The organism is Planctobacterium sp. R6 (assembly GCF_055755215.1).
On sequence record NZ_JBVTQY010000013.1, the window covers coordinates 1 to 26,648 of the forward strand.

Sequence of the window (26,648 nt, forward strand, 5' to 3'; positions counted from 1 at the left end):
GTGGTGGGTCGTGCTGGATTCGAACCAGCGACCAATTGATTAAAAGTCAACTGCTCTACCAACTGAGCTAACGACCCACATATCAGATTGTTTTAGATAGATTTTGCAGAAGAAGTGGTGGGTCGTGCTGGATTCGAACCAGCGACCAATTGATTAAAAGTCAACTGCTCTACCAACTGAGCTAACGACCCTTCTTCATGTGCCTCTCGGCGACGGACGCGTATAATACTGAAATCTTAGCGAGGTGCAAGGAGAAATTTCACAAATATTGCAGAAACATGATCGAACGGTGAATATCTCCACAGTTCGACCATATTTACATCACTAATTCGCACCGTCTCTGATATTTTTAAGGCGCGTTTCCGCAAGGCGTTTTTCCGACGCATCGGGATATTCGGCAATCACCTGCTCAAATAACTGAGTGGCTTTGGCGATATTAGAACGCCGTTGGGCAATCACACCGAGTTTCAGCAACGAATCTGCACGCTTTCCTGAATCTGGATAAAACTTAACAACCTGTTCAAAGTGTTGCTCAGCATCGCCAAATTCACGCTTATTGAACAATAACTGCCCTAACCAATAATGTGCATTGGGTGCGTATTCTGATTGCGGGTAGCTCTTCAAAAACGCACGAAACTCAGGAATGGCTTCGTCGTATTTCTTTTCTTTGAGGATTAGGTTAACGGCACCATCATACATTTGTGACTCAAGCTGAGTTTCATCTACCACCGTTTCCGGGACCGCAGGTTCGCTGGCCGGGCTTTGAGCCAGAGACTCAACCCGCCGGTCTATTTCCAGATATAGCTCTCGCTGCCGTTGTAAAATCTGTTCTAACTTGTGGGTGTGTAACTCTACTGCACCACGTAACTCGTTGACCTCCAATTGCATTTCATCCAACTGGGTCTGAATCACTTGCTGAGCATCGTTACGTGCCGAAATAGTCCGTTCGAGGATGGTGAGCCTTTCCTGAAGGCTTTTTGAGTTCAGGTTTTCTACTGGTGCCTGGGCAGCCGCATTGGCTCCCCACAACACCAGAGTACAACCAACTAGCTTGTTAAGTTTCATTAACATTCAGCTTAGTTGTATACCAGAACTGCTCTACGGTTTTGTTTGAAAGCGCGTTCTGTATCACCCATAGCGACAGGTTTCTCTTCTCCGTAAGATACGACAGAAATCTGTGAAGCGCTCACACCCGCATTTTGCATGAATGTCTCGATAGACTTAGCACGACGCTCACCCAGCGCAATGTTGTACTCAGGTGTACCACGCTTGTCACAATGGCCTTCGATAGTAACGCGCTGAGAAGGATTGTTACGTAGGAACTCAGCGTGCTCATTCAACAGGCTGTAAAACTCACTGCTGACACTTGAACGGTCGAAGTCAAAATACACAATCTGGTTGCGCATCAGAGCTTCTTTTTGCTCCTGACGAATTTCTTCAGGCGATTTTTCTTGTGCTACGGTGCCAATTTCAACACCGGTATTTTCTGAACCAGAGGTCTGTGAACTCGCAGCAGACTCGTTTCTCGCTTTTTCAGCATCAGAAGAGCTCGGGCTAGATGAACAGGCCATAAGCGTAACGATTGGCAGAGCGATGAACACTCCTTTCATGATTTTATTTAGTTGCATCCTCTTGATCCTTATTATTTATGAATCTTATTAACAAATTGTTCTACAGTAGAAAGGGTGACCAGCTTGGAGATTTCACCTCGCCTTCTACTGCAGGTATTCTTGCTTTAAATCGACCATCCAGCGACACCAACGACAACACTTGCTGACCTTGATGTAACGTACTGTATATGATCATAGCTCCATTAGGTGCAATGCTCGGAGACTCATCCAGATAAGTCTTCGTTAAAACTTGCATTGTACTGGTTTTAAAATCTTGTCTGGCGATATGATAGTCGCCTCTCGTCCGGTTTACCATAACCAGCTCATTGCCGTCAGGGGTCACAGTACCGCCGAGATTCATTTCACCTTCGAAAGTTATTCTACGAACTTTACCAGATGCTAAATTTACGCGATAAATCTGAGGTTTACCACCCCGTTCTGAGGTAAATATGATGCTTTTTCCATCCGGAGTCCAACTTGGTTCTGTATCTATATACCTGTTACGGGTCAATCTGCGGGTTTCTCTACTTGCAATATCCAATAAATAGATTTCTGCGTTGCCATCTTTTGACAGCACCATAGCGATTTGCCGACCATCAGGCGAAAACACCGGAGAACCATTAATCCCTTCAAAATCCGTCAGTCTGGTGCGGCTTCGCGTGTAAATATCCTGCATAAAAATTTGCGGACGACGATTCTCAAAACTGACATACGCCAACTTGTTTCCGTCTGGTGACCAGCCCGGAGACATCAATGGCTCAGGAGATTTAAGTAAAACATTTTCATTTTCACCGTCATAATCAGCCACAACTAACTGGTAAGGCGTTTTGTTGCCTTCTTTAATATTAACCGTCACATAAGCGATTCGGGTCCGAAAGGCACCTTTAATACCAGTTAATTCTTCATAAATAACATCACTGATGTAATGGGCATGACGCCGGAACTTATTGCCATCCACCACAATCTGACGTGTATCTAAAATGTGATCTTGTGAATCTACCAGTTTGCCGGCACTCAACACCCGGGCATTACCACCGGTAATTTGACCGCGGATCACATCAATAAGTTCGAAGCTAACCAGGTAGCGGTCCAGTGAATAAGGCTCCACCGTACCCACAAGGATCACTTCGACACCTTTAGACGCCCAGGCTGTGTAATCAACTTCGGCATCAGCTGTGGGAAACTGTGGCATATCTTGCTGCGACAGCGGATTAAATTTACCGCTGCGCATCAGGTCAGCAGAAATAACATCGGCCAAAGTGCCGGGCATAAGCCCCTCGCCCTTCCATTTAAAAGGAACGATACCCACCGGACGAGCGGAATCGATCCCTTCAGTTATGACGATTTCCAGCGCAGCATTAGCTTTGCCAGCAGCAAGTATAAACAGCATTAAGCTGTATATTTTGAGTCGGTTTTTTAGCGCTTGAATCGATTTAATTATTGTCATATGTACTTAAACACCATTAGGGTTTTAATGTTAAATTAATTTCTTTCATTTCCGCAAACACGTCGGGATCGGATGAAACCGGCAAGGTTTCCGCTTTTAACACCGCAGATTGCGCTGACCGGCATACATTAGCATCCCCCGCTAATTGGGTCACCTGTATTACCAGGCCGCTCGAAGCCAGACGTATGTTCAGGCGACAAGACTTACCTTTCATCGAAGGGTCCACGATCCAGTTGCGTTTGATAGTTTGCTCAATTAACGCGGTATACTTTCCTATTTCTGACAGCACCTGGCGTTGTTTACGCGCATTTCTGGCCGCTTGTTCTGCTTTCAGTTGCTCTTCTAATATGCGTTCCTGCTCTGCCATTTCAAGCGCTTCCTGTTCTTTGCGCCTGGCTTCCTCTTTGGCCCGCTCTTCTGCTTCTTTTTGTTTTTTTGCTTCTTCGGCTTTTTTGCGCTCAGCTTCTTTTCGATCTCGCTCTTTCTTTTCCCGCTCTTCTTTCAGACGCCTGGCCTTTTCCTGCTCAGCAATTTTTCGTTGTCTGGCCTCTTCAGCAGCGCGTTGCTCCTCTTCCTTCTTTTTGCGCCGCGCTTCTGCTGCGGCCTGCTCTGCCCGCCGAACTTCTTCTTCCCGTTCCCGAATTCGGCGTTCCTGTTCTTCTTTTTTGCGCCGCTCAGCATCCTGCTTTTCACGTTTTTCATCTTCTATTTTTTGCAATTGCTTGTTTATTGCTGCAGCGTCTACCACCACGGCCTCAATGGGCTGCACTGACGCGTTCAACTGAGGCACATCGGGTGTCGGCGAAAAGTGCACGCTGGTGACCAGTACGGCCCCCAACATAAAATGTAACGCAACGGATTTCCCGACGGGATGCTCAATAAATTTCATTGTTCAGGCATGTCAGTCATCAGCCCAACCGATGGCGCACCGGCTCGTTGCAACAGCACCATTAGCTGGATCACATTATTGTAGGGGACATTACCATCACCTTTTACCACTACAGGAGTTCCGGGCTCTTTCTGCAGATGCTTTGCCACCAGTACCGCTAAATCCTCAGCACTCATGGGGTCTTTTTGGGTATCCCCGACATTGAGATAATATTTCCCCTCGGCATCAACAGACGCAATCAAGGGAGGTTTTGTGTCTTCTTTCAAAGGTTCAGCTTCAGCTTTGGGTAAATCAACTTTTACCCCCTGAGTAACCAGTGGCGCTGTCACCATAAAGATAATGAGCAATACCAGCATCACATCAATGTATGGGACTACATTGATTTCAGAGACCGGACGTCTGCGCTTTCTGACGTAAACAACCATGCGTCGCTCCTGTCTTTATTGCTCTTCGCGGCTATTCGCCAAAGCCTGTCGGTGTAAAATACTGGAAAATTCTTCCATAAAATTAGCGTAGTTGTTTTCCAGCTTTTCAACCTGATGACTAAAGCGGTTGTAAGCGATAACCGCGGGTATGGCGGCAAACAATCCCATCGCAGTTGCAATCAGTGCTTCCGCGATACCCGGAGCCACCATGGCCAATGTTGCCTGGTGTTGTCCACCTAACGCGATGAATGAATTCATGATCCCCCAAACCGTGCCAAACAGGCCTATATAAGGGCTGATAGATCCTGCGGTAGCAAGAAAGGGCAAATGGCTTTCAAGATTGTCTACTTCCCGGGACAATGACACACGCATCGCTCTGTGAGTACCATCCATGATGGCATCCGGATGTGTTGTTGAGCTCTTACTCAAGCGAACAAATTCTTTAAAACCAGCGCAGAACAAACTGGCCAGCCCGCCAATGGATTGTCTCGCTGAGAGTTCCTGATAAAGACGGTTCAGATCTGCCCCCGACCAGAAGCGATCTTCAAACTTTTTAATCTCTTTGCTGGCCTGCGATAACGCCTTATTGCGTTGAAAAATAAATGCCCAGGAAACCACCGAAGTAATTAACAGGGTTAACATTACCAACTGTACTAAGATACTGGCCTGCCAAAACAGGTCGAAAAAGGATAGCTCAGACGACACGAGAAAGTTCCCCTAAAATTGATTTTGGAATAGCCAGCGGTTTCATTTTATTTAGATCTACGCAAGCTACTCTAATTAACGCACTGACCAGCTTATTATTGCTTTGATTTCGTATTTCCTGTTGGAACACTAAACTGGCTCGTTTTAATTCTACAATTTGACTGGAAATACACAACAAATCATTAAACCTGGCGGCTTGTATATTTTCCATTTCCACGTGTCTGACAACAAAACCGACAGATTGTTGCAATAAATCAGTTTGTTCTATGCCTAAACTGCGCAACCACTCCGTTCTGGCACGTTCCATAAACTTTAAATAGTTGGCGTAATAAACAATACCTCCAGCATCAGTATCTTCGTAATAGACTCTGATTTGCCAATTGTGCATCTTATTCCTCATTGCGCGTTTGAAATGGCTAAATTCCTGCTGCATGTAAGATAGCACATTTGGTTGGGAATCCGTTCAGCCAGGATTCATTCTGGTAAAAGGCCTTATTTTAATAACCATTGAAGTAGAATCAGTCCAAACAACTAAAAACCCCGAAATAACACCCTATCCTACTGTTTTTATTATTCTTTTAACAAACATTAAATAATTAATAGCTTAGAATGCTGTAATAACGAGGATTTTTATTATTTAAATTTTGATACAAAATCCATGATCACTGCAAGCAACACCAATACCTCACCAAAAAAGCCGCAGCAAAACTTAAATTAATAACAGGATGGTTTTATTCAAAAAGATATACAACATTGTTTTATATAGGTTTTATTTTATTTTTGTTTAAATATGAGTCAAATCAAAAAATCTTTAACCATTTTTTAACATTAGTTAATCTAATCTGAAGTATTAATTTATTTCAGTTGAAGGAAAAGTGCAGCAAGGTACAATGCTCGCATCTTCAGAGAGGCAAGCAACTGTTTAAATTTGCACAGCAGTTCTTCAAAACTTGATTCTCATGGATATGTTCCTTGGATTTATTTTCCTTCAACACTTGTTGTTTTCGCCCGCTTTTTAGCGGGCATTTTTCTTTCTGCCACCAGCAAAAATTACTTTCGTGTTTTACCGGCCTTGCTCTGGATTTTCGTAGCTCAATCCAAAATGGGTGAATGTGCGCTGTGTGGCAATTCGGCCACGGGGGGTGCGTTGCAGGAATCCTTGCTGGATCAAAAAGGGCTCTATCACATCTTCGATTGTATCTTTGGCTTCGCCAATTGCAGCGGCTAAATTGTCTAAGCCCACTGGCCCGCCTGAAAATTTCTCCAATATCGCAGTTAGTAACTTTCTGTCCATGTAGTCAAACCCCTCCACGTCAACATTCAACATATCAAGGGCTTTTGACGCAATATCTTTATCTACGACACCATTGCCCTTAACATCGGAATAATCACGCACCCGACGCAATAACCGGTTGGCAATTCTGGGGGTACCGCGCGAACGCGCTGCGATTTCAAATGCACCGGCTTCGCTCAAATCCATATTCAAATAGCGCGCGGACCTGGCCACAATACAGGCCAGGTCTTTGACGTTATAAAACTCCAGGCGCTGAACAATGCCAAATCGGTCCCGCAGTGGCGACGTTAATGACCCTGCCCGAGTTGTCGCGCCGATGAGGGTAAATGGCGGTAAATCTAACTTAATAGAACGCGCTGCGGGGCCTTCGCCAATCATAATATCCAGTTGATAATCTTCCATTGCCGGATAGAGTACTTCTTCCACCACAGGACTCAGACGATGGATTTCATCAATGAACAAAACATCGTGAGCTTCCAGATTGGTTAACATAGCCGCCAAATCACCGGCTTTCTCTAACACCGGGCCCGACGTCGTTTTTATGTTTACATCCAGTTCGTTGGCGACAATATTAGCCAGGGTGGTTTTACCTAATCCGGGTGGGCCAAAAATCAACAGATGATCCAGGGCGTCCTGTCTTTGCCTCGCCGCCTGAATAAAAATTTCCATCTGGGCACAGACGTGATCCTGTCCGGTGTAATCCGCCAGCATTTTTGGTCTGATAGCGCGATCAACGGCTTCTTCGTCGTTCCGTACATCGCTGGAAATAATGCGATCAGCTTCAATCATAAATCGTTGTGGTCCTGGCCGTTAAGCGACGCTTTTAAGTGCATCGCGAATTAACTCTTCTGCCGAAGCAGCATCATTAAACACTGTCTTCAGCATTTTCTCCGCCTGTGGCGGTTTGTAGCCCAGAGCCAGTAAGGCGCTCATGGCTTCGTCTCTGGCACTACCAGCAGTGCTGGCCACCGCCACTTCGCCAATATCCACTGGCGTAATCGTCATGGCATCCACATCACCAAATACGGTTTTAAGTCGGTCTTTCATTTCAACCAACAATCGCTCAGCTGTCTTTTTCCCTACACCGGGAAGTTTAACCAGCGATGAGACATCCCCCTGGTTTACCACCTGCGCAAATTGTGCAGCAGTCATGCCTGACATAATAGTCAATGCCATTTTCGGTCCGACCCCGTTTGCTTTAATAAGCTCCCGAAACAATGCCCGCTCCTGACGATCAGCGAAGCCAAATAACAGTTGCGCATCTTCACGAACCACAAAGTGCGTATAGACAATCACTTCAGCACCTAATTCCGGCAATTGATACAGGCTGGTCATTGGCATCTGGATTTCATAACCGACACCAGATACATCAATCAATACCTCTGGTGGTAACTTTTCAACCAGTTTGCCTCGAATACGGCCAATCATGCAGTTCCTCTTTCATTCACTTTGAAACTGTTTTTTTATACAGTATTAATACTGTTAGCGCAAGCGGCCCCTTACTGTTTTAGAGGCCTGGCCAGCCAGTTTGATTAAATTTTGTTGAGTATGCAGATGACACATGGCCACAGCCAGGGCGTCTGCAGCATCGGATTGTGGCTTTTTATTAAGCGAAAGCAAATGCATGACCATATGCTGCACCTGGGCTTTTTCGGCGCTGCCTTTACCCACCACAGATTGTTTTATCTGACGTGCGGAATATTCACTCACCGGTAGCTGCTTTTGCGTAGCTGCAACAATAGCTGCGCCACGGGCCTGTCCCAGCTTCAGGGCTGAATCCGGATTTTTGGCCATAAACACCTGTTCAATCGCAAATTGTTGCGGCTGGTATTGTTCAATAACCTGGGTGATTCCGGCAAAGATCTGTTCCAGTCTGCCGGCTAAATCTTCCCCCTGCACTCTGATACAGCCACTACCCACGTAGCTGGTACGGTTTGCGCGTTGTTCTATGATGCCAAAGCCCGTCACCCTGGACCCGGGATCAATACCTAAAATAATAGCCAAATTGATTTTGCCTGCGCCAACATGACGAGGCTCCGTTTATTGTGGTTGTTCTGAAGGTACAACAATCGAGAAGTGTCTTGCAATGGCGTCTTTGTTACTTTGAGACCAGACTTTATGTTGCGCCTGCTCTGGCGTGATCCAAAGGTGCGCCAGGTGTTCGGTTAACGTGAGAGGCAGCGCACTGTCAACACAAACACTGAACACATATTCAGTATTTGTGAACTCACCTGGTGGGTACTTGTAACGCCATTCCGGACGAATCTGGTATTGATTAATAACCCGGGTATCCACCAAGTCATAACCACTGGTCACAATATCAATGCCGGTTTCTTCCAGCACTTCCCGAATTGCCGTTTCGATGGGCAATTCATCCGCTTCAATAGTACCGGTCACTGACTGCCAAAACTCAGGATCGTCTTTGCGCTGCAGTACCAGAACCTGGCCCAGATGATCATAAATCATCACGAGCACAGATTCGGGTCTTTTATAGTTCATGGCTTAGTCGTTTTCTTTGGCAATCGAAGCTATCGCCAGTTCCTGCAACTGTTGTGGATTTGCAAATCCGGGGGCGTCGGTTAACGGACAGGCCGCGGTAGTGGTTTTCGGGAATGCCATAACATCGCGAATAGAATCGGAACCTGTCATCAACATTACCATGCGATCTAAACCAAAGGCTAAACCAGCGTGCGGTGGCGCACCAAACTTTAAGGCGTCTAATAAGAAGCCAAATTTCTCTCTGGCTTCCTGCTCATCAATGCCCAGAATTGAAAACACCTGTTGTTGCATTGTCTGATTGTGGATACGTACCGAACCACCACCTAATTCAACACCGTTTAACACCATATCGTAGGCATCAGACAATGCCGTGCCTGGTGACTGTGCCAGTTCCTCTGGCGTCATATTACGCGGTGCAGTAAAAGGATGATGTAATGCGTGGAACTGACCGTCGACTTCTTCAAACATGGGGAAGTCAACCACCCACAGTGGACGCCAGTCGCCTTGCAACAATGACAAATCATTGCCTAACTTGAGGCGTAAAGCCCCTAACGCTTCGCACACTACGGTATAGCTATCAGCACCGAATAACAGGATGTCACCAGTTTCAGCGCCTGTGCGCTCCAATAGGCCTGTGGCTACTTCTTCCTGCAAGAATTTCAGAATAGGTGATTGTAAGCCGTCCATACCAGCGGACTTATCATTAACTTTTAACCAGGCCAGGCCCTTGGCACCGTAAATACCCACAAACTTGCCGTATTCGTCAATGTTCTTACGGGACAGGCTGGCACCGCCTGGTACCCGAATCACGGCAACACGTCCTTTAGGATCGTTGGCCGGGCCACTAAACACCTTGAAATCCACGTCTTTCAGCAGGTCAGCAACGTCCACAATTTCCAGTGGATTACGCAAATCAGGCTTATCACTGCCGTAGCGCTGCATGGCCTCGGCATAGGACATTTTAGGAAATTCCCCAAACTCCACGCCGAGTAAGTCTTTAAACAAACCACGCACCATCTCTTCGGTTACCGCCATCACACCGTCGGCATCCATAAAGGTAGTTTCAATATCTATCTGAGTGAATTCAGGTTGTCGGTCAGCACGCAAATCTTCGTCACGGAAGCATTTTACGATCTGATAGTAACGGTCCATGCCTGACATCATCAGTAATTGCTTAAACAACTGTGGAGACTGAGGCAGAGCAAAAAACTGGCCTTTGTGGGTACGGCTGGGTACCAGGTAATCACGGGCACCTTCCGGTGTCGCTTTGGTCAGGATTGGGGTTTCAATATCCAAAAAGCCATTTTTATCCAGAAAATTGCGTACCGCGCTGGTGACTTTGGCGCGAAACTTAATCTTTTCAGACATCTCCGGACGACGCAGGTCCAGATAGCGATAGCGCAGGCGCTGCTCTTCAGAGTTTTCCTGATTAAAGTCTAATGGCAGTACATCGGATTTACTTAAAATTTCCAGGCCTTTACCCAGAATTTCAATTTCACCGGTGCGCATATGCTTGTTAACCTGGCCTTCAGGGCGTGCTCTGACCAGACCTTCGATTTTTACACAAAATTCCTGACGCAATGAATTGGCGGTATCAAACAATTCTGGCAAATCGGGATCATAAACCACCTGGACTATCCCTTCTCTGTCGCGAAGATCAAGGAAAATAACGCCTCCCAGATCCCGTCTGCGATTCACCCAGCCACACAAGGTAACAGTCTGGCCTACATAACTTGCATCTATGTTTCCGCAATAATTCGTGCGCATTAAAAAACCTTTATTTCTTAATATTTGATGGCAACCGGCGTTGCTGTAACTGGCAACGCCATATCAAAAAGCGACCCGGCAAAAGCAGTCGGGCCAAAAATCAGAGGATTATAAACTAAAGCGTGCCACAGCACAGCATAGAAATCAGGCGTCTGCGCATTAATCGCTAATAAATAACAGTGACAAGGCAGGCCAGTAAGTGATAATCAACAATGAGAGCAATAAAACGGCCATAAAGCCCAGTGTTGCTTTGTAAATTTCGGTGATGGGTTTGCCAAACCGGTAACTGGCGATAAACAAATTCATCCCCACCGGCGGGGTCAGATAGCCAATCTGCATGTTTGCCAGAAAGATAACCCCTAAATGCACCGGGTGAATGCCAAAGGAAACCGCGATTGGCAAAAGTAACGGCACCATAATCACAATGGCAGAGAATATGTCCAGAAAGGCGCCGAGCACCAACAAAAATACATTCAGAGTAATCAAAAAGCTAAGCGGACTCTCAATTTGTTGGCTAACCCAGTCAAACAATCGGGTAGGCGCTTCGATTTCAATAAAATAGCTGGTTAACACCAATGACGCGGTGAGAATAATCAGAATTCCACCCACCATCACCATAGATTCGCAAATCAGACCAGGCAGTTTTTTAATGGCTATATCGCGATAAATCAGTACCTGCACAATCAACAGATAAACCACGGTAACTACCGCAGCCTCTGACAGCGCAAACAAGCCTGAATATATTCCGCCTAGCAGTACCACTGGCAACGGAATTTCCCATTTTGATTCTTTAATCGCTGCGCAAAGTTCCTGAAATGAGAACGCCTGACGCGCAATGCGATTGCCCCGCTGCATCCACATACTCCAAAGCGACAGCATGGCGATCATCAGCAGGCCCGGCAACAACCCTGCCACCAGCAAATCTTCGATGGTCATGGATACCGGCATATCCAGTTGCAGCGCAATTACACCGAACAAAATTAAAGGTAACGAAGGCGGAAATAGTAACCCCAGGCTGCCTGAGGTAGTTACCAGACCGAGACTAAACTTTTGTTGATAGCCTGCCTGTTGTAAAGCCGGATACAATAAAGCACCAAGCGCCACGATGGTGACACCGGATGCCCCGGTAAAAGCGGTAAACAACGCACAGGTGATAAAGGCGACTATCGCCAGACCACCGGGTATCCAGCCCAAAATGGCCTGGGTTAGTTTAACCAGACGTTTTGAACTTTGACTGGCACTTAATAAATATCCGGCAAAGGTAAACAGTGGGATGGCTTCGATAAGAGGTGTTTCTGTAATACGGTACATATCTATGGCGATCACCATAAGATCAATCTCTACCGCATAAAACCCCAACATAGCAATAGCCAGAATACCGGCAAACAAAGGCATGCCCATCAGGAGCATAGCCACCACCAGTGCCATCATTAATAAAATCATGAATGCTCCGGTTCAATTTCTTCGGGCAGAAATATACTGACCCACACAAATCGCAATGCCATCAGACTGAGAACCAACGGGATAATAGCCTGTGTGAACCAGGTGGGTACCTGTAAAAAGGCAGGAGTTGGGTCTTCCAGTTCCAGCAGAACAAACTGAAAACTGGACCAGGCCGCAGTCACACATATCGCGGCGGTTAACAGGAATAAAGAACGTCGAATTAACCGGGCAGACGCCAGTGGTAAGAATCGGGTGACGACATCAATACTGATATGCCGGGCACCTCGGGTTGCATATAACGCACCGGTCATTGCCACCCACAAAACCAGGACTTTGATGGCATCGTCGGCCCACACCAATCCCGAATCAAAGATGTTGCGCAACAGGATTTGCGTCAGCGTCAATCCCAGCAACGAGAAAAACAGCATCACCACAATCGCTTGTTCCAATGCCATAAGCAACCGTGTAACCGCTGGAAACTTCCCTTTTTTTGGTTTCATCACACTATTCAGCGTCCGCTAGTAAGCTTTCCAGTTTGTTCACCATTGGCTGCGAGACAGCCCCCTGCGCTATCATCGCCTGGGCCGCTTTATTCCCCAGCGCTTTCCAGGCAGCAAGTTGCTCAGCGTCAGGAGTTATAATATTGATCCCCTGGCCTGCCAGCGCTGCCAGCGCCTTTTCATTGTCTTTTTCACTTTCTTTATCCAGTTCGACAAACGCCTGAGAAAATACCTTGCGTACAATTAGCTGATCTTCGGTTTTGAGTTTATCAAAGGCTTTTTTCTGTACTGCCATCACCGCATACAGGTAAATCAACGGCACTTTAGTTACATGCTTTATCTGTGTGTGCCACTGCAGTGTGATCGCCGCCACCGGAGAAGTGGCAACAGTATCGATCAACCCCGTCTGCAACCCCGCCAGTACATCGCCAATGCCCAAGGGGATTGGCGAAATTGAAAAGGTATCAAATGCGACGACTGTGGCAGGATCGGCATTAGGTGCCCAACTTTTGGTACCGCGCAAATCTTCAGGGTGAGCAATGGGCTTTTGTGACATGATGTAGGCGAATCCGCCACCAGCCAGTCCAAATGAAACAAAGCCACCGTCTTCATAACCCTGCAATATTTCGGCGTCTATTGCTTCCCGCACCTGACTAACCTGACCCAGGCTGTCAAATTTGAGGGGCAATGAATATACCTGACTATCCGTATAATAACGCGCTAACGAGCCGCCCGTCATGGCGCCCCCATGCAATTGTCTGATTTTAATTTTCTTCAGTACGGCTTCATCGTCGCCCATGACGCCGCCTGGGTAGAACTTAATTTTTACCCGCCCGTCTGTCTGCGATTTAATGTCAGCAGCAGCTTTGCGAAACTTCTGCATCCAGGCAGAGCCTTCCGGCGACAAAGTGGCTATTTTTAATGTGGCTGCCGAAACGGACACAGACAGCACAGATAAACAAATAATCAGAACTCTGAATAACATTGGGAAATTGCTCATAGTTAAAAGTAATCTTCTGCACTGGCCAGCAATTGCTGCGCAGCTTGCTGCGCCAGTGTATTGTTTAAAGTTAAATCAGGTACCACCGGATCTGCAGCCAGCACCTCATTGAGAAGTTGGTCATGCAATTCCTGGTCAAACATCATACGGGCATATTGTTGCGCGTAAGTGACTTTGACCATCAGGTTCTTCCCTTCAGACAACTCAATTGCGCGCTCAAAGTGCAGCTTAGCGAGTTCTGGTTTGCCACCTACTGCGGGCGGAGTCAAAGAATGGATTAATCCCAGGTACAAATGCCCGTTACCCTGCTGGAAATCATCTTCGATGGCCACCAGACGTTCCATTAATCGGGTAACTTTCGGAAGATCCGCTATCGCATTAAAGTCGTCACTGTTGGCCTTTAGCCAGTTTCCCCAGGCAACGCCGAAAGTGGCCAAAACGGCAACGTCGTCTTCTTCCACCTGCTCAAGTAGCGTTAAAAAACCGGCATAATCGCTAGATTTTAGCTCACAAAACTCTTCATTGTGCTGACAAACAGCGAGTTTTGCGTAGTCAAATCCCCGCTCGGATAACTTTTTCTGCCGGTCAATATCCTCAACAAATGCGCCACTGTAGGCGATATACATTTCTGCCGCAGCCAGCAGCATGTCGGTATCGGGTTCTTCTTCATCTATAAAGCTCTCCAGCATCAACATATAACCGGGTAGCGCAGCTTTAATTAATTGCGGATCATTGTGATTGGACATGGTTGTTTGTAGTTTTTGCGCCAGGTCGCGTGAAGCTTCCGACATAACAGAGGAGCATCCAGACATCAGGAGCGTTGTTACCAGCAGCGCAAGAACGCCGTAAAGCGAAAAGTAACCTTTGTAAAACATATATTTACTTTTGAACCGTCAAAGTTAAAACAGCCACACCTGGTGATCGGAAGGCCTTAAAAATGCAGGCGCACTGTACCATCAAGTGCGCTTTTGTTGAAGTATACGATGGTCTTATTACTTAAGTCATCGGAGCATTAAGATGGGTATTCCACAAGCGAAAACTCGGTACCACCGGGGGCATCGATATAGATATGACATTGCCCCCAGGATTCAGGAATAACAAAGCCTTGCTGCTTAATGCCACCATACGTTGAGCGTTTGTTTTTGCAACGAATTTCAATGCGTTCAAAGGCGGCACCTTTGGAAACTAAATCAAATTTATTTAGTAACAATTGATGATACCAGGCTTGGTTCTCTGAAATTTTACCTTCGACATAAATGGCATCCTGCGTCGCCACGAAATGCTTTACTTTTGCCACCAGGTCATTGATGGCTGCCAGCCCCTCAGCATCCGGGCTTACAGTTTCATTAACCTTTTCAGCCAATTCATAGACGTCGGAGATCCTGTTTTGCTCGATCAACAGCAGGAGTAATTTACCGGTCATGGTAATGTAAGTTTCATCCCCAAGATAACCGTGGCCGTTGTTGGCGACAGTCTGCAGTTCCCTTTTGAGGGCCGGTAGCTCATGCTTTGCTTCGTAATACATGGCGGAAACCACAGCGGCGTGAACTGTTTCAGCAAAATTGTGATGCGCCTCATCGGTAAACTCAGCAAACAACCTGTCCGCTTGTGCTTCATCGCCGGAAACAATGGCATCTTTAAGTGCCTGGTATTGACTGCGAAAAGTGCGGGTTACGCCTTTTTGAGAATTATAGAGTTTAAAGTCCAGTTGCACTTTAGAGTCACACTGTTCCACCGGCTCCCCATCAAAACTCGCCGGACTGTACTTCCACTTTTTTACCGCCTTAATTGCGGCTTTTTCAAAAGCTTTAATGCCAGAAGAGTCGTGAACAATGGGATCCTGAACATTGCCGTCTTCATCCACCACAAAACTGACGCGAACCCAGCCTTCCTGACCTTTGCGGGCGGCCATTTTGGGATACTTGGGAACGGCGCGATCCACTGGCTCAGCATTGATTAAGGTAGCCAGTGACATATCACCTGAATCGTTATTGTCAGCAAATGATGAAGCACTGCCCAGTGCCAGGGATAAGGCCAGCGGTAATAACCTGAATTTCATAAATCCATTTTTCATTGAGTAATCCTTTATAGCTATAGCAGAGAAATTAAGTTTGCCGGGAATAAATTACCCGGCCACCGGCCGGGATGTCAATTCTCAGGAAGACTTTTTCTTAACGTTGCGGGTCTTGTGCTTTTGAATAGAGCGACGCATGCGCGACAGGCGAACATGATCCAGTTTGCCTTGTTCCTTTTTGATTTTGGTTTCGGTTTCAGGCGGCAATTGCACACTGCTGCGCAACTTGTTGATGTCCTTTAACTCCATTTCGACCCAGGCACCTTGCGGCAAGCGCTTGTTCAGTTCAACGCTGCCATAACGAGTGCGTACCAGGCGACTCACCTGAACGCCTTGAGACTCCCAGATTCGGCGCACTTCGCGATTGCGACCTTCGGCGATAGTGACACTAAACCACTGATTGTGGCCGGTATCTTCCGGATTGCGTCGTTTAACATCTAAAAATTTGGCCTCGCCATCTTCCAGCATCACACCTTTTTTTACAGTGCGCAGCATAGCGTCATCCACTTCGCCAAATACTCTGACTGCATATTCGCGCTCTACCACATGACGGGGATGCATAAGCCTGTTAGCTAACTCACCATCATTGGTGAACAGCAATAAGCCACTGGTGTTAATATCCAGACGGCCAATGGAAATCCAGCGTCCTACAGCAATATTGGGTAGACGCTCAAAAACGGTGGTTCGGCCTTCGGGGTCTTTACGGCTACAAATCTCACCTTCAGGCTTGTTATACATTAACACCCGACAAAAGGTTTCGGCCGGATTTTGTCTCAACGGTTCACCATCCACCCGGATGTCATCGTTGCTTTCAACGCGGGCTCCCAACGTGGCAATTGTGCCATTCACGGAGATGCGACCGGCTTCAATCCAACGCTCCATTTCTCTGCGGGAGCCAATACCAGCGTTAGCCAGCACTTTCTGTAATTTATCACTCATGCTTTGTTATTTCTCAATAATAATTAGTGTATCAGGCTTCTTCCCGGACGGGTTCGTCAGGGAAAAGCGGTTGATTATCGTGTTTCTGATGCTCTTCAAATAAAGCAACAGATGGCAGTTCTGCCAGTGTCTGTAAACCAAAATAATCCAAAAATTCACTGGTAGTGGCATACAACGCCGGTCTGCCAGGGACTTCTTTATGGCCAACGGTTTTAATCCAGTCGCGTTCCATCAACGTTTTGATGATATTGGAACTGACACTGACACCGCGCACCTGCTCTATTTCACCCCGGGTAATGGGCTGTCGATAGGCAATCAGGCTCAGTGTTTCCAACAAGGCACGTGAATAACGCGGCACCTGCTCCTGCCACAATCGCCCCACCCAGGGGTTTAAACTGGCGTCAGACTGAAAGCGATAACCGGAGGCCAACTTAACCAAATGGATACCTTTGTCAGCGTAGTCCTTTTCCAGCTCATTGAGCAACTGCGTCAGGTATTTTTTCGACAGCTCAAATTCAGCCAGTATCGACTCCTGCAGCAACTCATGGGTTACCGGTTTATCGGCCACAAAAATAGCGGCTTCGATAATCTGTTTTAACTGTGCCTTTTTAACCTTTGCCACGTGCTTATTTCGTTTTTCTGTCAGCTGTCGGAATATTCGTCATCATTGTACAGTTTAACATGAATCAGACCATAGGGTTCCTGTTGTTGCACCATCAACATTTTTTCTTTTACCAGTTCGAGGATCGCCAGGAACGTCACCACCACGCCGGCTTTGCCTTCTTCAGCGCTAAAGAACGCTTCAAACCCGGTGTAGCTGTGCTCCGTTACCATATCTAAAATCTGGCTCATGCGTTCCCGAGTGGATAAGGCTTCGCGTTCGATTTGATGATGTTCAAAGGCGGCCGCGCGTTGCAATGCTGACTGAAAGCTATATACCAGCTCCTGCAGGCTGACGTCTGGCAAAATTTTAAGCGGCTCACAGGCTTCATCAGCCATGGCTTTGGCTCGCCGGAAATCACGCTCCATACGCGGAATGCCATCCAGTTCTTCAGCAGCCCGCTTTATCAATTCATATTCCCGCAAACGACGTACTAATTCTGCGCGAGGATCTTCTTCTTCATCATCGTCATTAATAATTTTAGGAAGCAGCAAGCGGCTTTTGATTTCTGCCAGAATGGCCGCCATTACCAGATACTCTGCGGCTAATTCCAGTTTAATATCTTTCATCACCTCAACATACTCCATGTACTGTTGTGTGATCTGCAAAATGGGCAGGTTCACCACATCAAAGCGTTGCTTCCGGATCAAATACAAGAGCAAATCCAGCGGCCCCTCAAAAGCCTCCAGAATCACTTCAAGTGCATCCGGAGGAATGTATAAATCCTCCGGTTTATCCAACAACGCTTCGCCATTGATAAAGGCTAAGGGCAATGGCTGTTGCTGGGTAATTTGTTCGGAGCCTGACTCCTGAACTTCTTCGCTCAACTTAGAATCCCAATTTCGTCAGATCACCGCTTCCTTCGCGGACCAGTTCAATATTGCCTTCCGACATATCCACTACCGTTGTTGGCTGTTCACCCAGATAGCCGCCGTGCACAATCAGTCCCACCAGCTTTTCTAACTTATCGCGAATTTCATCAGGGTCCGATTCGGCCATTTGCTTGCCGGGCAATATCAGGGTGGTGGACATCAGGGGTTCGCCCAGCTCTTCCAGAATCGCCAGAGCAATCGCATTGTCCGGCACCCGGATTCCAATGGTTTTCTTCTTGGGATTCAGTACCCGTTTGGGCACATCTTTCGTGGCTTTTAGGATAAAAGTATAGGGACCCGGCGTGTTGTTTTTAATGATGCGAAACGCTTCGTTATCCACCCTGGCGTACAGGGACAGCTCCGACATATCACGACACATCAGCGTAAAGTTATGATTTTTACCAATATCACGAATGCGGCAAATTTGTTCCAGGGCGTTTTTATTGTCCAACTGACAACCCAGTGAGTAGCCGGAATCGGTTGGGTAGACGATGACTTCACCGTCTTTGATCAACTCACAGGCCTGGCGTACCAGTCTGGCCTGCGGATTATCCGGGTGAATGTAAAAAAATTGGCTCATGATAATACTTCTTTGTTGTTATCGTTGGTTATAGAAGACCAGTTATGCCAAACCGGCGTCAGGTGTGCTGGAATGTTTAAGTGTCGCCCCAGCTCAGTCCAACGTCCAGGTGCGTGAAAATCAGAACCGGCAGAAGCCAACAACTGATATTCCTGTGCATAGGTGGCCATCTGACGCTGCCTGTCTGGCGGCAAATGAGGGTGGCATACTTCCATGCCATCTCCGCCGGCCTGTTTAAAGTAGACAATCAGGCGTCTGAGCCATTTGCCGCTGAGATCATAATGACCCGGATGCGCCAATACGGCACTGCCTCCGGCTTCCTGAATCCACTGAATGGCCTCGTCGATAGTGATCCACCTGGGGCTGACATGAGCCCGCTTGCCCTTCCCTAAATACTTTTTAAAGGCGGCATCAAAATTGTGTACATGGCCCTTTTCCACCATCACTCTGGCAAAATGAGCACGGGTGATTTGCCCTTTTCCGGCATAACGACAGGCCGCATCATAAACGTCATCAAGCCCACATTTAGCCAGCTTTTCAGCAATGGCCAAAGCACGCTCCTGCCGTGCCGCAGCTTGCTGCTCCAAACGCTGTCTGAACACAGTATCTTCACGGTTCACATTTAAACCCAAAATATGAATATCGAATCCATGCCAACCAGTGGATAATTCTATCCCGGGAATAATTTTTAGTGCCCGTTTTTGCTGCGCCTGAAACGCCATGGCTTCATCCAGTGCAGCAACGGTGTCATGGTCAGTAATTGCCAATGCATCCAGTTGCATATTGTGAGCACGCAGGATCAATTCTTCCGGACTGAGTTGACCATCAGAGTAGTAAGTGTGGCAGTGTAAATCGATTTTCATTCAAATAATCTGGTGTGGGGACAAGATGTTTGCAGACAGGCACGAGTAAAAAGCGGCAAATTCCTGCTTGACATAAAACCCATTTTGTTTTCTTCTATATATCATAACGGCAAACAAAGTATTCACCAAAAGAAAGTCTGCATAAAACATAACCAGACGCGACTTTGTAAGCAGTAATCAGACAGAATTATTCATAAATTATAAGATTTAAAAGCAATGCAAAACGTAACAGTAAAAACAATCTGGTGGTGGCACGTCCTGACATATCGCGGGTTGTGACCTTTTTGCATTGCTGAAATTTGTGAAAAACCCGCTCCAAGAGCGGGTTTTTTAGTTTTTATCCCTGGAAAATATAGAGAACAACATGAGTCTGGCAGAATTAAGCGAGCAACCGGGAAAGGTTGCCACAATAGAGAGTGAATGCCCCTATATTCACGATCCACTGGATACCTTTATCAGCCTGTGCGCCAAACAGTCTAATTGCATGCTGTTGGAATCGGCGGAAATAGACAGCAAGAACAGCACCAACAGTTTGATTATGGTAGATGCCGCCGTGAAACTCACCTGTCAGGGCAACAGGGTATCTGTGGAAGTGCTTAGCGACAACGGTGTGCCGGTATTGAGCTTTTTACACAATCAGTTGCTGTTGTTGCAGGGTGCAAATTGCACTCTGGACAATCGGGTATTAAACGTTGCGTTCTCCGGCACTGAAAGCATACTGGATGAAGATGCCAGACTTAAATCCGCTTCGGTGTTTGACGTTTTGCGTATCTTACAACGTCAACTGGAAGCCTTAAGCTCCCATCCAATGGCAATTTTTGTGGGTGGTACCTTTGCCTATGACTTATTAGCCACCTTTGAAAACTTACCTCAGGTGGATGAAGGCGACAACGATTGCCCTGACTATGTATTTTATCTGGCTGAAACCCTGATCACCATCGACCACCAGCAACAAACCTCACGCATTCTGGGCAGTGTGTTTAGTGGTGAACAGGTGGCGCAATCCTATTTTCAGTTAAGCCAGCGCATTGAGTTTTTGAAACAACAACTGCAGAGTTCTACCACAGCGGAGTCGGATGAGCAGATTAGCCAAATCGATAATACATTGCGGGTTAACCAATCTGATGAGGTGTATTGCCAGCATGTGCGAAACCTGAAAGAAAATATCCTGGCAGGTGATATTTTCCAGGTGGTTCCCTCCCGAACTTTCTCATTGCACTGCCCTTCTCCCTATCTCGCCTACCGCAAATTAAAACAAAGTAATCCCAGCCCTTATATGTTCTACATTCAGGACAGCGATTTTGTGATTTTTGGTGCCAGCCCGGAATCCGCCCTGAAATATCAAAAAGATAACAATGTAGTAGAGGTTTACCCCATCGCCGGTACCCGCCCCAGAGGTAAGCGCGAAGACGGCAGCATCGATCACGACCTGGATAGCCGCATAGAACTAACCTTGCGGGAAGACGATAAAGAAAAATCCGAACACTTAATGCTAGTGGACCTGGCGCGTAACGATATCGCCCGGGTATCCACTCCCGGCACACGTCACGTCAAAGACCTGTTAAAAGTGGACAGATATTCTCATGTGATGCATCTGGTATCCCGTGTAGTAGGACAACTTCGGGAAGACCTGGACTGTCTACATGCCTACCAGGCTTGTATGAATATGGGCACCCTGGTGGGCGCTCCGAAAGTGAAAGCCGCTACCCTGATCCGCGAAGTTGAACAAAAGCGTCGTGGAAGCTACGGAGGTGCGGTGGGTTATATCAATGGTCACGGAGATATGGATACCTGTATCGTGATACGTTCTGCCTACGTCAAAAATCAGACCGCCTATGTACAGGCAGGTGCCGGTGTCGTTTACGACTCAGATCCCCAATCTGAAGCCGATGAAACACGCGGTAAAGCTCAGGCCGTTATCAGCGCCATTCAACAAGCCAACCAATCATTAACGGTAGAGGGATAGCACCATGTCAAACGTCGTTTTATTGGATAACTTTGATTCGTTTACTTATAACCTGGTGGATGAACTCAGGGCAGCGGGTATGTCTCTGACCGTATTTCGCAACAACGTACCGGCCGAACACGTACTGAATAAAATGCAGGAATTAGGCCCTGACACCCTGCTGTTGTTATCCCCCGGACCGGGTAACCCGGCTAGCGCCGGCTGTATGTTAGAACTCATTGCATTAGTCCAGGGTAAATTCCCGATTTTGGGTATTTGCCTGGGTCATCAGGCCATAGTGCAGCATTACGGCGGTGAAATTGTCAGAGCGCCGGAAGTGCTGCACGGCAAATCCTCTTTCATCAATCACTGCGGCGATAAAATGTTTGCCGATTTACCCAACCCTTTCCCTGTTGCGCGCTATCATTCATTGGTAGCGGAAAACATGCCAGAAGAGTTGCAGTGTATTGCCCGATACGAGCCAGAAGATGGCAAAGATATTATCATGGCGGTATGGCATGAGTCCGACAAGATGCTGGGGATGCAATTTCATCCGGAATCCATTTTAACTTCTCAGGGTAGTAAACTGCTTAAACAAAGTATTTTATACCTCACCAATAATTTTAGCGGAGCATAAACCATGGCGGATATACATGCGTTACTGGAAAAGATTTACGCACAAGCGGATTTAAGCCAAAGAGAAAGCCAGTGCTTTTTTAATGCGGTGATGCAGGGTGATTTAGACGACATCATTTTGTCTTCAATGCTGACCGGATTAAAAATCAAAGGTGAAACCCCGGAAGAAATCGCCGGTGCCGCTGGTGCCATGATAGAAAATGCAGCGCCTTTCCCTCGTCCGGAATATGCTTTTGCCGATATTGTTGGCACAGGTGGCGATGGTCATAACACCATTAATATCTCATCGGCATCGGCAATTGTTGCGGCCAGTTGTGGATTACCCGTGGCTAAACATGGCAATCGCAGTGTGTCCAGCAAATCCGGTTCGGCAGATTTATTTCGCGAATTCGGTTTAGATCTCACCATGACGGCAAAAACAGCGCGTCAGTGTCTGGATGACAGTGGCTTATGCTTTCTGTTTGCGCCGAATTACCACGCCGGTGTGCGTTACGCCATGAACGTGCGCACCACCCTGAAAACCCGCACTTTATTTAATTTATTAGGGCCATTGGCGAATCCGGCTAAACCCAGTCACATTATGATTGGCGTTTACAGCCCGGAATTAATTTCGCCTTATGCCGAAACGTTGCAATTACTGGGATATCAAAATGCCATGGTGGTACACGGTGACGGCCTGGATGAAATCGCCCTGCATGGCACCAGTAAAGTGGCCGAAATCCATGGTGACAAAATCAGTTACAGTGAAATCAGCGCCAAAGACTTTGATTTACCGGCTTATCCTTTGGAGGCTATCAAAGGCGGTGAACCGGAAGAAAATAAAAAGCTGATTGAAGCCGTATTACAAGGCAAAGGCGAACCAGCTCACATGGCTGCGGTTGCAGCCAATACCGGTGCCCTGTTGAAACTGGCCGGTATCGCCCAAAGCTTTGCACAAGGGGCTGAATTAGCCATGCAAAGTATGCAACAGGGTAAGCCTTTACAAACCATCGAGCTGGCAGCACAAATCAGCCAGCACAATCAAATCCAGCACGACACAGTGGAGTAATGGCAAACACGATGAATGTATTACAAAAAATCGTCGCCGATAAAGAGGTTGAATTACAGCAGTGCAAAGCTGAATTGCCGCTTGAATCATTTGTAGCGCAACTCACCGCGTCTCAGAAAAGCCTGTTTGAGGCGTTAAAACAGCCTAATGCCGGCTTTATTCTGGAGTGTAAAAAAGCCTCGCCATCAAAGGGGTTGATTCGTCCAGTATTCGATTTGGATGAGATCCTGCAAGCCTATACCCCGCATGCGGCGGGTATTTCAGTACTGACCGATGAAAAGTATTTTCAGGGCAAGTACGAGTATCTTGAATATGTCACCAGTCGGGTGCCACAGCCGGTACTCAACAAAGACTTTTTTATTGACGAATACCAGGTGCACCTGGCGAGAAAGTATCAGGCCGATGCCATTTTGCTGATGCTTTCGGTATTGGATGATGAGCGCTACAAAGCGTTAGCCACCCTGGCTGAACAGTATCAGCTGGATATTCTGACTGAAGTCAGTAACCAAGAAGAGGCCCATCGAGCGGTGGCATTGGGCGCTAAAATCATTGGCATTAACAACCGCAATTTGCGGGATTTAAGTACCGACCTTGGGGCCACTGAGCACCTTGTGCCACTCATCAAGCAACAACTGGATTATGATGCAGTGATCATCTCAGAATCTGGTATTTATACTCATCAGGACGTGTTGCGTCTGGCGCCACTGGTAGATGGCTTTTTGGTGGGCAGTTCGCTCATGGCTGAACAGGATCTCAATCAGGCAGTGAATAACCTGGTATTAGGCAAAACCAAAGTTTGTGGTATTACCCGGGTTGAAGACGCAGCAAAAGCCAAATCGCTGGGAGCCAGTTATCTGGGACTCATCTTTGCACCTAAATCCAAACGTTGCATTGATAAGCAAACGGCACAGCAAATAGTGGCTCAGGAGCCGTTTGACTATGTAGGCGTGTTTGTTGACGCTGATATCAAAGACGTAGCGAATCTGGCCACAGAACTCAAGCTGGAAGCAGTGCAATTGCATGGTCATGAAGACCAGGACTACATCACTGAATTACGGCATTTACTGCCGCAAAGCACGGCCATTTGGAAAGCGAAAGGCGTAGAAAATGTCCTACCGGAATTCCATGAACAACAGGTGGATTTGTTTCTGCTGGATTGCAAAGTGGGCAACGAAACAGGCGGTACCGGGCAGCAATTTCCCTGGCACCTGTTACAAAGCCTGACACAAACCGATCGTTTTGCGCTGGCAGGCGGTATAAACCCCGGCAACATTAAAAGTGCAGTGGCTCAGGGATTACACCTGATTGATATCAACTCCGGTGTGGAATCGGCACCTGGCATCAAAGATCACCAAAAATTAACTGCGGCCTTTGCCGCCTTACGAGAATATTAAGCTAAATCCGAGTATTAAAACCTTATGAACAAATTAGACAGTAAATTTGGCGATTTTGGTGGTATGTATGTACCCGAATTGCTGATCCCCGCGTTAGATCAATTAGAAGCTGCTTTCATCGAGGCGCAGGCCGATCCCGAGTTTCAAAAACAATTTTATGAGTTGCTAACCGACTATGCTGGTCGCCCTACTCCGTTATTTTTGACCCGCAACCTGGTCAGCAACCCCAAGGTTAAGCTGTACCTGAAACGCGAAGACTTGCTACACGGTGGTGCGCACAAAACCAATCAGGTATTGGGACAAGCGCTATTAACCAAACGCATGGGTAAAACCGAAGTGATCGCTGAAACCGGCGCCGGTCAACACGGTGTAGCTACAGCATTAGCATGTGCTCTGTTAGGCTTAAAGGCCCGAATTTACATGGGTGCAAAAGACGTAGAGCGCCAGGCACCCAACGTATTCAGAATGCGCCTGATGGGGGCCGAGGTGATTCCGGTAAATGCCGGTTCTGGCACCCTGAAAGATGCCGTAAACGAAGCCATGCGCGACTGGTCTGCCACCTACAACGACGCCCACTACTTATTGGGCACAGCAGCTGGTCCACACCCGTTCCCCACCATTGTGCGAGAGTTTCATCGTATGATCGGAGAAGAAACTCGCAAGCAAATTATGGAAAAAGAAGGCCGCCTGCCGGATGCCGTTGTGGCCTGTGTCGGCGGTGGCTCCAACGCCATTGGTATGTTTGCCGATTTCATTGAGGAACCCAGCGTACGCCTGATTGGTGTAGAACCCGGTGGTAAAGGCATTCACACCGCAGAGCACGGCGCGGCTATTGCGACAGGCAGCAAAGGTATTTTGCACGGTGCTTACAGCTACATTATGCAAACCGAGGAAGGTCAGATTGAAGAGTCGTATTCAGTTTCTGCCGGTCTGGATTATCCGGCAGTTGGACCACAACACGCCCATTTACACGCTACTGGTCGCGCTGAATACGTGGCCATTGATGATGATGAAGCCCTGAACGCCTTCCAGATCCTGGCGCAAAAAGAAGGCATTATTCCGGCTCTGGAATCTTCTCATGCGCTGGCACATGCGTTAAACATGGCCGATGAAGCCGAAGAAGAAACCATCATAGTCGTGAACCTTTCCGGTCGCGGAGATAAAGATCTGACCCATGTTCACTCTATCCTGGAAGCTCGCAACAAGGAGGCAAAATAATGGCTGACAAAACCCAACGCTACGACAATTTATTCAAGGCTCTGGCAGAAAAAAACCAGGGTGCATTTGTGCCATTCGTCACCATTGGCGATCCGGATAAACAAACCAGTGTTGATATTATTTGTGCATTGGTGGACGGCGGTGCAGACGCGCTGGAACTGGGTATCCCCTTTTCTGATCCCATCGCTGATGGTCCCACTATTCAAAAGGCCAGTATCAGAGCATTAGGTGAAGGTGTTTCACCCAACGACTGTTTTGATATTATCAAAGCTGTGCGTGAGCGCCATCCAGAAGTCCCCATTGGTTTATTGTTGTACAGCAACCTGGTACTGGCACAGAGCATCGAAGGATTCTACCAAAAGGCAGCCGACGCTGGGGTGGACTCCATTCTGATCGCCGATGTTCCGGTACGGGAATCTGCGCCATTTATTCAGGCAGCCAACAACACCGGTATTCAGCAAATACTTATCGCCCCACCTAACGCCAGTGAAGAAACCTTAGCCACTATTGCAAAACACAGTGAAGGCTACACCTATTTACTGGGTCGTGCCGGGGTAACAGGGGCGGAAACCAAAGCAGAAATGCCCGCCTCTGAACTGGTAGACAGACTAAGTGCCCTGAAAGTAGCCCCACCGCTATTAGGCTTTGGCATTTCTAAGCCGGAACAGGTGAAAGAAGCCATCAGTGCCGGCGCAGCCGGAGCCATTTCTGGCTCTGCGACGGTTAAAATTATTGAGGACAATCTGGGCGATAAGCAGGCAATGCTGACAGCACTTAGAAACTTTGTTGCTGAGATGAAGGCCGCAACCAACAAATAATCCCCTCGCCAAGTAAATGCG

At 47.3% G+C, this 26,648-nt stretch carries 28 protein-coding genes and 2 tRNA genes; 6 read left to right on the top strand and 24 right to left on the bottom strand.

Annotated elements, in window-relative coordinates; all coding sequences use genetic code 11:
* Position 1: 1 nt before the first annotated feature.
* The 24 genes from AC0J20_RS10240 to AC0J20_RS10355 form a co-directional block, all read right to left on the bottom strand.
* Positions 2-77, bottom strand: a tRNA-Lys gene (locus AC0J20_RS10240).
* Positions 78-115: 38 nt separating this feature from the next.
* Positions 116-191 (bottom strand) — tRNA-Lys (locus AC0J20_RS10245).
* Between the two features lie 133 nt (positions 192-324).
* Entirely contained in the window at positions 325-1,071 is a 747-nt protein-coding gene (gene ybgF / locus AC0J20_RS10250) for a tol-pal system protein YbgF (RefSeq protein ID WP_229528825.1), read from the bottom strand.
* Between the two features lie 5 nt (positions 1,072-1,076).
* Positions 1,077-1,628: a peptidoglycan-associated lipoprotein Pal gene (gene pal, locus AC0J20_RS10255; RefSeq protein WP_473021589.1), complete on the bottom strand. Its 552-nt coding sequence runs from the start codon at positions 1,626-1,628 to the stop codon at positions 1,077-1,079.
* Positions 1,629-1,671: 43 nt separating this feature from the next.
* Entirely contained in the window at positions 1,672-3,000 is a 1,329-nt protein-coding gene (tolB, locus tag AC0J20_RS10260) for a Tol-Pal system beta propeller repeat protein TolB (protein WP_473021649.1), read from the bottom strand.
* Between the two features lie 73 nt (positions 3,001-3,073).
* Complete coding sequence (gene tolA, locus AC0J20_RS10265) at positions 3,074-3,946, bottom strand: cell envelope integrity protein TolA (protein WP_229528822.1); 873 nt, start codon at positions 3,944-3,946, stop codon at positions 3,074-3,076.
* Positions 3,943-4,371: a protein TolR gene (gene tolR, locus AC0J20_RS10270; RefSeq protein WP_473021590.1), complete on the bottom strand. Its 429-nt coding sequence runs from the start codon at positions 4,369-4,371 to the stop codon at positions 3,943-3,945. Before tolR ends, tolA begins: the two co-directional genes overlap by 4 nt.
* 15 nt (positions 4,372-4,386) lie before the next feature.
* A complete protein-coding gene (gene tolQ, locus AC0J20_RS10275) occupies positions 4,387-5,076 on the bottom strand; it encodes a protein TolQ (RefSeq protein ID WP_229528820.1) in 690 nt (229 codons plus the stop codon).
* Entirely contained in the window at positions 5,066-5,464 is a 399-nt protein-coding gene (ybgC, locus tag AC0J20_RS10280; RefSeq protein ID WP_229528819.1) for a tol-pal system-associated acyl-CoA thioesterase, read from the bottom strand. Before ybgC ends, tolQ begins: the two co-directional genes overlap by 11 nt.
* Before the next feature lie 675 nt (positions 5,465-6,139).
* Positions 6,140-7,159: a Holliday junction branch migration DNA helicase RuvB gene (ruvB, locus tag AC0J20_RS10285; RefSeq protein WP_229528818.1), complete on the bottom strand. Its 1,020-nt coding sequence runs from the start codon at positions 7,157-7,159 to the stop codon at positions 6,140-6,142.
* Positions 7,160-7,180: 21 nt separating this feature from the next.
* Complete coding sequence (gene ruvA, locus AC0J20_RS10290; RefSeq protein ID WP_229528817.1) at positions 7,181-7,798, bottom strand: Holliday junction branch migration protein RuvA; 618 nt, start codon at positions 7,796-7,798, stop codon at positions 7,181-7,183.
* 54 nt (positions 7,799-7,852) lie between these two features.
* Positions 7,853-8,374 (bottom strand): crossover junction endodeoxyribonuclease RuvC, encoded by a 522-nt coding sequence (ruvC, locus tag AC0J20_RS10295; RefSeq protein WP_229528816.1) that lies wholly within the window; start codon positions 8,372-8,374, stop codon positions 7,853-7,855.
* Positions 8,375-8,410: 36 nt separating this feature from the next.
* Positions 8,411-8,869 (bottom strand): dihydroneopterin triphosphate diphosphatase, encoded by a 459-nt coding sequence (gene nudB / locus AC0J20_RS10300; RefSeq protein WP_473021591.1) that lies wholly within the window; start codon positions 8,867-8,869, stop codon positions 8,411-8,413.
* Positions 8,870-8,872: 3 nt separating this feature from the next.
* On the bottom strand, positions 8,873-10,636 hold the full coding sequence (aspS, locus tag AC0J20_RS10305) for an aspartate--tRNA ligase (RefSeq protein WP_473021592.1): 1,764 nt from the start codon (positions 10,634-10,636) through the stop codon (positions 8,873-8,875).
* A 159-nt stretch (positions 10,637-10,795) separates the two neighbouring features.
* The gene (locus AC0J20_RS10310; protein ID WP_473021593.1) at positions 10,796-12,079 is read right to left on the bottom strand and encodes a TRAP transporter large permease; all 1,284 of its coding nucleotides are present in this window, start codon (positions 12,077-12,079) and stop codon (positions 10,796-10,798) included.
* A complete protein-coding gene (locus AC0J20_RS10315; protein ID WP_473021594.1) occupies positions 12,076-12,534 on the bottom strand; it encodes a TRAP transporter small permease in 459 nt (152 codons plus the stop codon). Before AC0J20_RS10315 ends, AC0J20_RS10310 begins: the two co-directional genes overlap by 4 nt.
* 49 nt (positions 12,535-12,583) lie before the next feature.
* A complete protein-coding gene (locus AC0J20_RS10320) occupies positions 12,584-13,564 on the bottom strand; it encodes a TRAP transporter substrate-binding protein (protein WP_473021595.1) in 981 nt (326 codons plus the stop codon).
* Positions 13,565-13,581: 17 nt separating this feature from the next.
* On the bottom strand, positions 13,582-14,370 hold the full coding sequence (locus AC0J20_RS10325) for a TRAP transporter TatT component family protein (protein WP_473021596.1): 789 nt from the start codon (positions 14,368-14,370) through the stop codon (positions 13,582-13,584).
* A gap of 221 nt (positions 14,371-14,591) precedes the next feature.
* Entirely contained in the window at positions 14,592-15,653 is a 1,062-nt protein-coding gene (locus AC0J20_RS10330; protein ID WP_473021597.1) for an energy transducer TonB, read from the bottom strand.
* Positions 15,654-15,734: 81 nt separating this feature from the next.
* Positions 15,735-16,592, bottom strand: a complete 858-nt coding sequence (gene rluB / locus AC0J20_RS10335) for a 23S rRNA pseudouridine(2605) synthase RluB (protein ID WP_473021598.1) — start codon at positions 16,590-16,592, stop codon at positions 15,735-15,737.
* A 31-nt stretch (positions 16,593-16,623) separates the two neighbouring features.
* Positions 16,624-17,214 (bottom strand): SMC-Scp complex subunit ScpB, encoded by a 591-nt coding sequence (scpB, locus tag AC0J20_RS10340; RefSeq protein WP_473021599.1) that lies wholly within the window; start codon positions 17,212-17,214, stop codon positions 16,624-16,626.
* A gap of 20 nt (positions 17,215-17,234) precedes the next feature.
* Complete coding sequence (locus tag AC0J20_RS10345) at positions 17,235-18,080, bottom strand: segregation and condensation protein A (RefSeq protein WP_473021600.1); 846 nt, start codon at positions 18,078-18,080, stop codon at positions 17,235-17,237.
* A 1-nt stretch (position 18,081) separates the two neighbouring features.
* Entirely contained in the window at positions 18,082-18,705 is a 624-nt protein-coding gene (locus AC0J20_RS10350; RefSeq protein WP_229528805.1) for an L-threonylcarbamoyladenylate synthase, read from the bottom strand.
* The gene (locus tag AC0J20_RS10355; RefSeq protein WP_473021601.1) at positions 18,702-19,568 is read right to left on the bottom strand and encodes a PHP domain-containing protein; all 867 of its coding nucleotides are present in this window, start codon (positions 19,566-19,568) and stop codon (positions 18,702-18,704) included. Before AC0J20_RS10355 ends, AC0J20_RS10350 begins: the two co-directional genes overlap by 4 nt.
* A 364-nt stretch (positions 19,569-19,932) precedes the next feature.
* On the opposite strand from AC0J20_RS10355, the gene AC0J20_RS10360 reads away from it, so the two are divergent.
* Genes AC0J20_RS10360 through trpA form a run of 6 tightly spaced genes read left to right on the top strand, consistent with a single transcriptional unit; the run spans position 19,933 to position 26,627 of the window.
* Positions 19,933-21,534: an anthranilate synthase component 1 gene (locus AC0J20_RS10360; RefSeq protein WP_473021602.1), complete on the top strand. Its 1,602-nt coding sequence runs from the start codon at positions 19,933-19,935 to the stop codon at positions 21,532-21,534.
* Positions 21,535-21,538: 4 nt separating this feature from the next.
* Entirely contained in the window at positions 21,539-22,150 is a 612-nt protein-coding gene (locus tag AC0J20_RS10365; RefSeq protein ID WP_473021603.1) for an anthranilate synthase component II, read from the top strand.
* Between the two features lie 3 nt (positions 22,151-22,153).
* Positions 22,154-23,197 carry an anthranilate phosphoribosyltransferase gene (gene trpD / locus AC0J20_RS10370; protein WP_473021604.1) on the top strand — a complete coding sequence of 348 codons (1,044 nt, stop codon included), beginning with the start codon at positions 22,154-22,156 and terminating at the stop codon, positions 23,195-23,197.
* 11 nt (positions 23,198-23,208) lie between these two features.
* Positions 23,209-24,591, top strand: a complete 1,383-nt coding sequence (trpCF, locus tag AC0J20_RS10375; RefSeq protein ID WP_473021605.1) for a bifunctional indole-3-glycerol-phosphate synthase TrpC/phosphoribosylanthranilate isomerase TrpF — start codon at positions 23,209-23,211, stop codon at positions 24,589-24,591.
* A 24-nt stretch (positions 24,592-24,615) separates the two neighbouring features.
* Complete coding sequence (trpB, locus tag AC0J20_RS10380; protein ID WP_473021606.1) at positions 24,616-25,809, top strand: tryptophan synthase subunit beta; 1,194 nt, start codon at positions 24,616-24,618, stop codon at positions 25,807-25,809.
* Positions 25,809-26,627 (top strand): tryptophan synthase subunit alpha, encoded by an 819-nt coding sequence (gene trpA / locus AC0J20_RS10385; protein ID WP_229528798.1) that lies wholly within the window; start codon positions 25,809-25,811, stop codon positions 26,625-26,627. The genes trpB and trpA overlap by 1 nt, the downstream gene beginning before the upstream one ends.
* Positions 26,628-26,648 lie beyond the last annotated feature (21 nt).

Bases quoted from the DNA above. Each gene is read 5' to 3' on its own strand.
- ybgF (WP_229528825.1), bottom strand. From the start codon at position 1,071: ATGTTAATGAAACTTAACAAGCTAGTTGGTTGTACTCTGGTGTTGTGG.
- pal (WP_473021589.1), bottom strand. From the start codon at position 1,628: ATGCAACTAAATAAAATCATGAAAGGAGTGTTCATCGCTCTGCCAATC.
- tolB (WP_473021649.1), bottom strand. From the start codon at position 3,000: ATGCTGTTTATACTTGCTGCTGGCAAAGCTAATGCTGCGCTGGAAATC.
- tolA (WP_229528822.1), bottom strand. From the start codon at position 3,946: ATGAAATTTATTGAGCATCCCGTCGGGAAATCCGTTGCGTTACATTTT.
- tolR (WP_473021590.1), bottom strand. From the start codon at position 4,371: ATGGTTGTTTACGTCAGAAAGCGCAGACGTCCGGTCTCTGAAATCAAT.
- ybgC (WP_229528819.1), bottom strand. From the start codon at position 5,464: ATGCACAATTGGCAAATCAGAGTCTATTACGAAGATACTGATGCTGGA.
- ruvB (WP_229528818.1), bottom strand. From the start codon at position 7,159: ATGATTGAAGCTGATCGCATTATTTCCAGCGATGTACGGAACGACGAA.
- ruvA (WP_229528817.1), bottom strand. From the start codon at position 7,798: ATGATTGGCCGTATTCGAGGCAAACTGGTTGAAAAGTTACCACCAGAG.
- nudB (WP_473021591.1), bottom strand. From the start codon at position 8,869: ATGAACTATAAAAGACCCGAATCTGTGCTCGTGATGATTTATGATCAT.
- aspS (WP_473021592.1), bottom strand. From the start codon at position 10,636: ATGCGCACGAATTATTGCGGAAACATAGATGCAAGTTATGTAGGCCAG.
- AC0J20_RS10310 (WP_473021593.1), bottom strand. From the start codon at position 12,079: ATGATTTTATTAATGATGGCACTGGTGGTGGCTATGCTCCTGATGGGC.
- AC0J20_RS10315 (WP_473021594.1), bottom strand. From the start codon at position 12,534: ATGGCATTGGAACAAGCGATTGTGGTGATGCTGTTTTTCTCGTTGCTG.
- AC0J20_RS10320 (WP_473021595.1), bottom strand. From the start codon at position 13,564: ATGTTATTCAGAGTTCTGATTATTTGTTTATCTGTGCTGTCTGTGTCC.
- AC0J20_RS10325 (WP_473021596.1), bottom strand. From the start codon at position 14,370: ATGTCGGAAGCTTCACGCGACCTGGCGCAAAAACTACAAACAACCATG.
- AC0J20_RS10330 (WP_473021597.1), bottom strand. From the start codon at position 15,653: ATGAAAAATGGATTTATGAAATTCAGGTTATTACCGCTGGCCTTATCC.
- rluB (WP_473021598.1), bottom strand. From the start codon at position 16,592: ATGAGTGATAAATTACAGAAAGTGCTGGCTAACGCTGGTATTGGCTCC.
- AC0J20_RS10350 (WP_229528805.1), bottom strand. From the start codon at position 18,705: ATGAGCCAATTTTTTTACATTCACCCGGATAATCCGCAGGCCAGACTG.
- AC0J20_RS10355 (WP_473021601.1), bottom strand. From the start codon at position 19,568: ATGAAAATCGATTTACACTGCCACACTTACTACTCTGATGGTCAACTC.
- AC0J20_RS10360 (WP_473021602.1), top strand. From the start codon at position 19,933: ATGAGTCTGGCAGAATTAAGCGAGCAACCGGGAAAGGTTGCCACAATA.
- AC0J20_RS10365 (WP_473021603.1), top strand. From the start codon at position 21,539: ATGTCAAACGTCGTTTTATTGGATAACTTTGATTCGTTTACTTATAAC.
- trpD (WP_473021604.1), top strand. From the start codon at position 22,154: ATGGCGGATATACATGCGTTACTGGAAAAGATTTACGCACAAGCGGAT.
- trpCF (WP_473021605.1), top strand. From the start codon at position 23,209: ATGAATGTATTACAAAAAATCGTCGCCGATAAAGAGGTTGAATTACAG.
- trpB (WP_473021606.1), top strand. From the start codon at position 24,616: ATGAACAAATTAGACAGTAAATTTGGCGATTTTGGTGGTATGTATGTA.
- trpA (WP_229528798.1), top strand. From the start codon at position 25,809: ATGGCTGACAAAACCCAACGCTACGACAATTTATTCAAGGCTCTGGCA.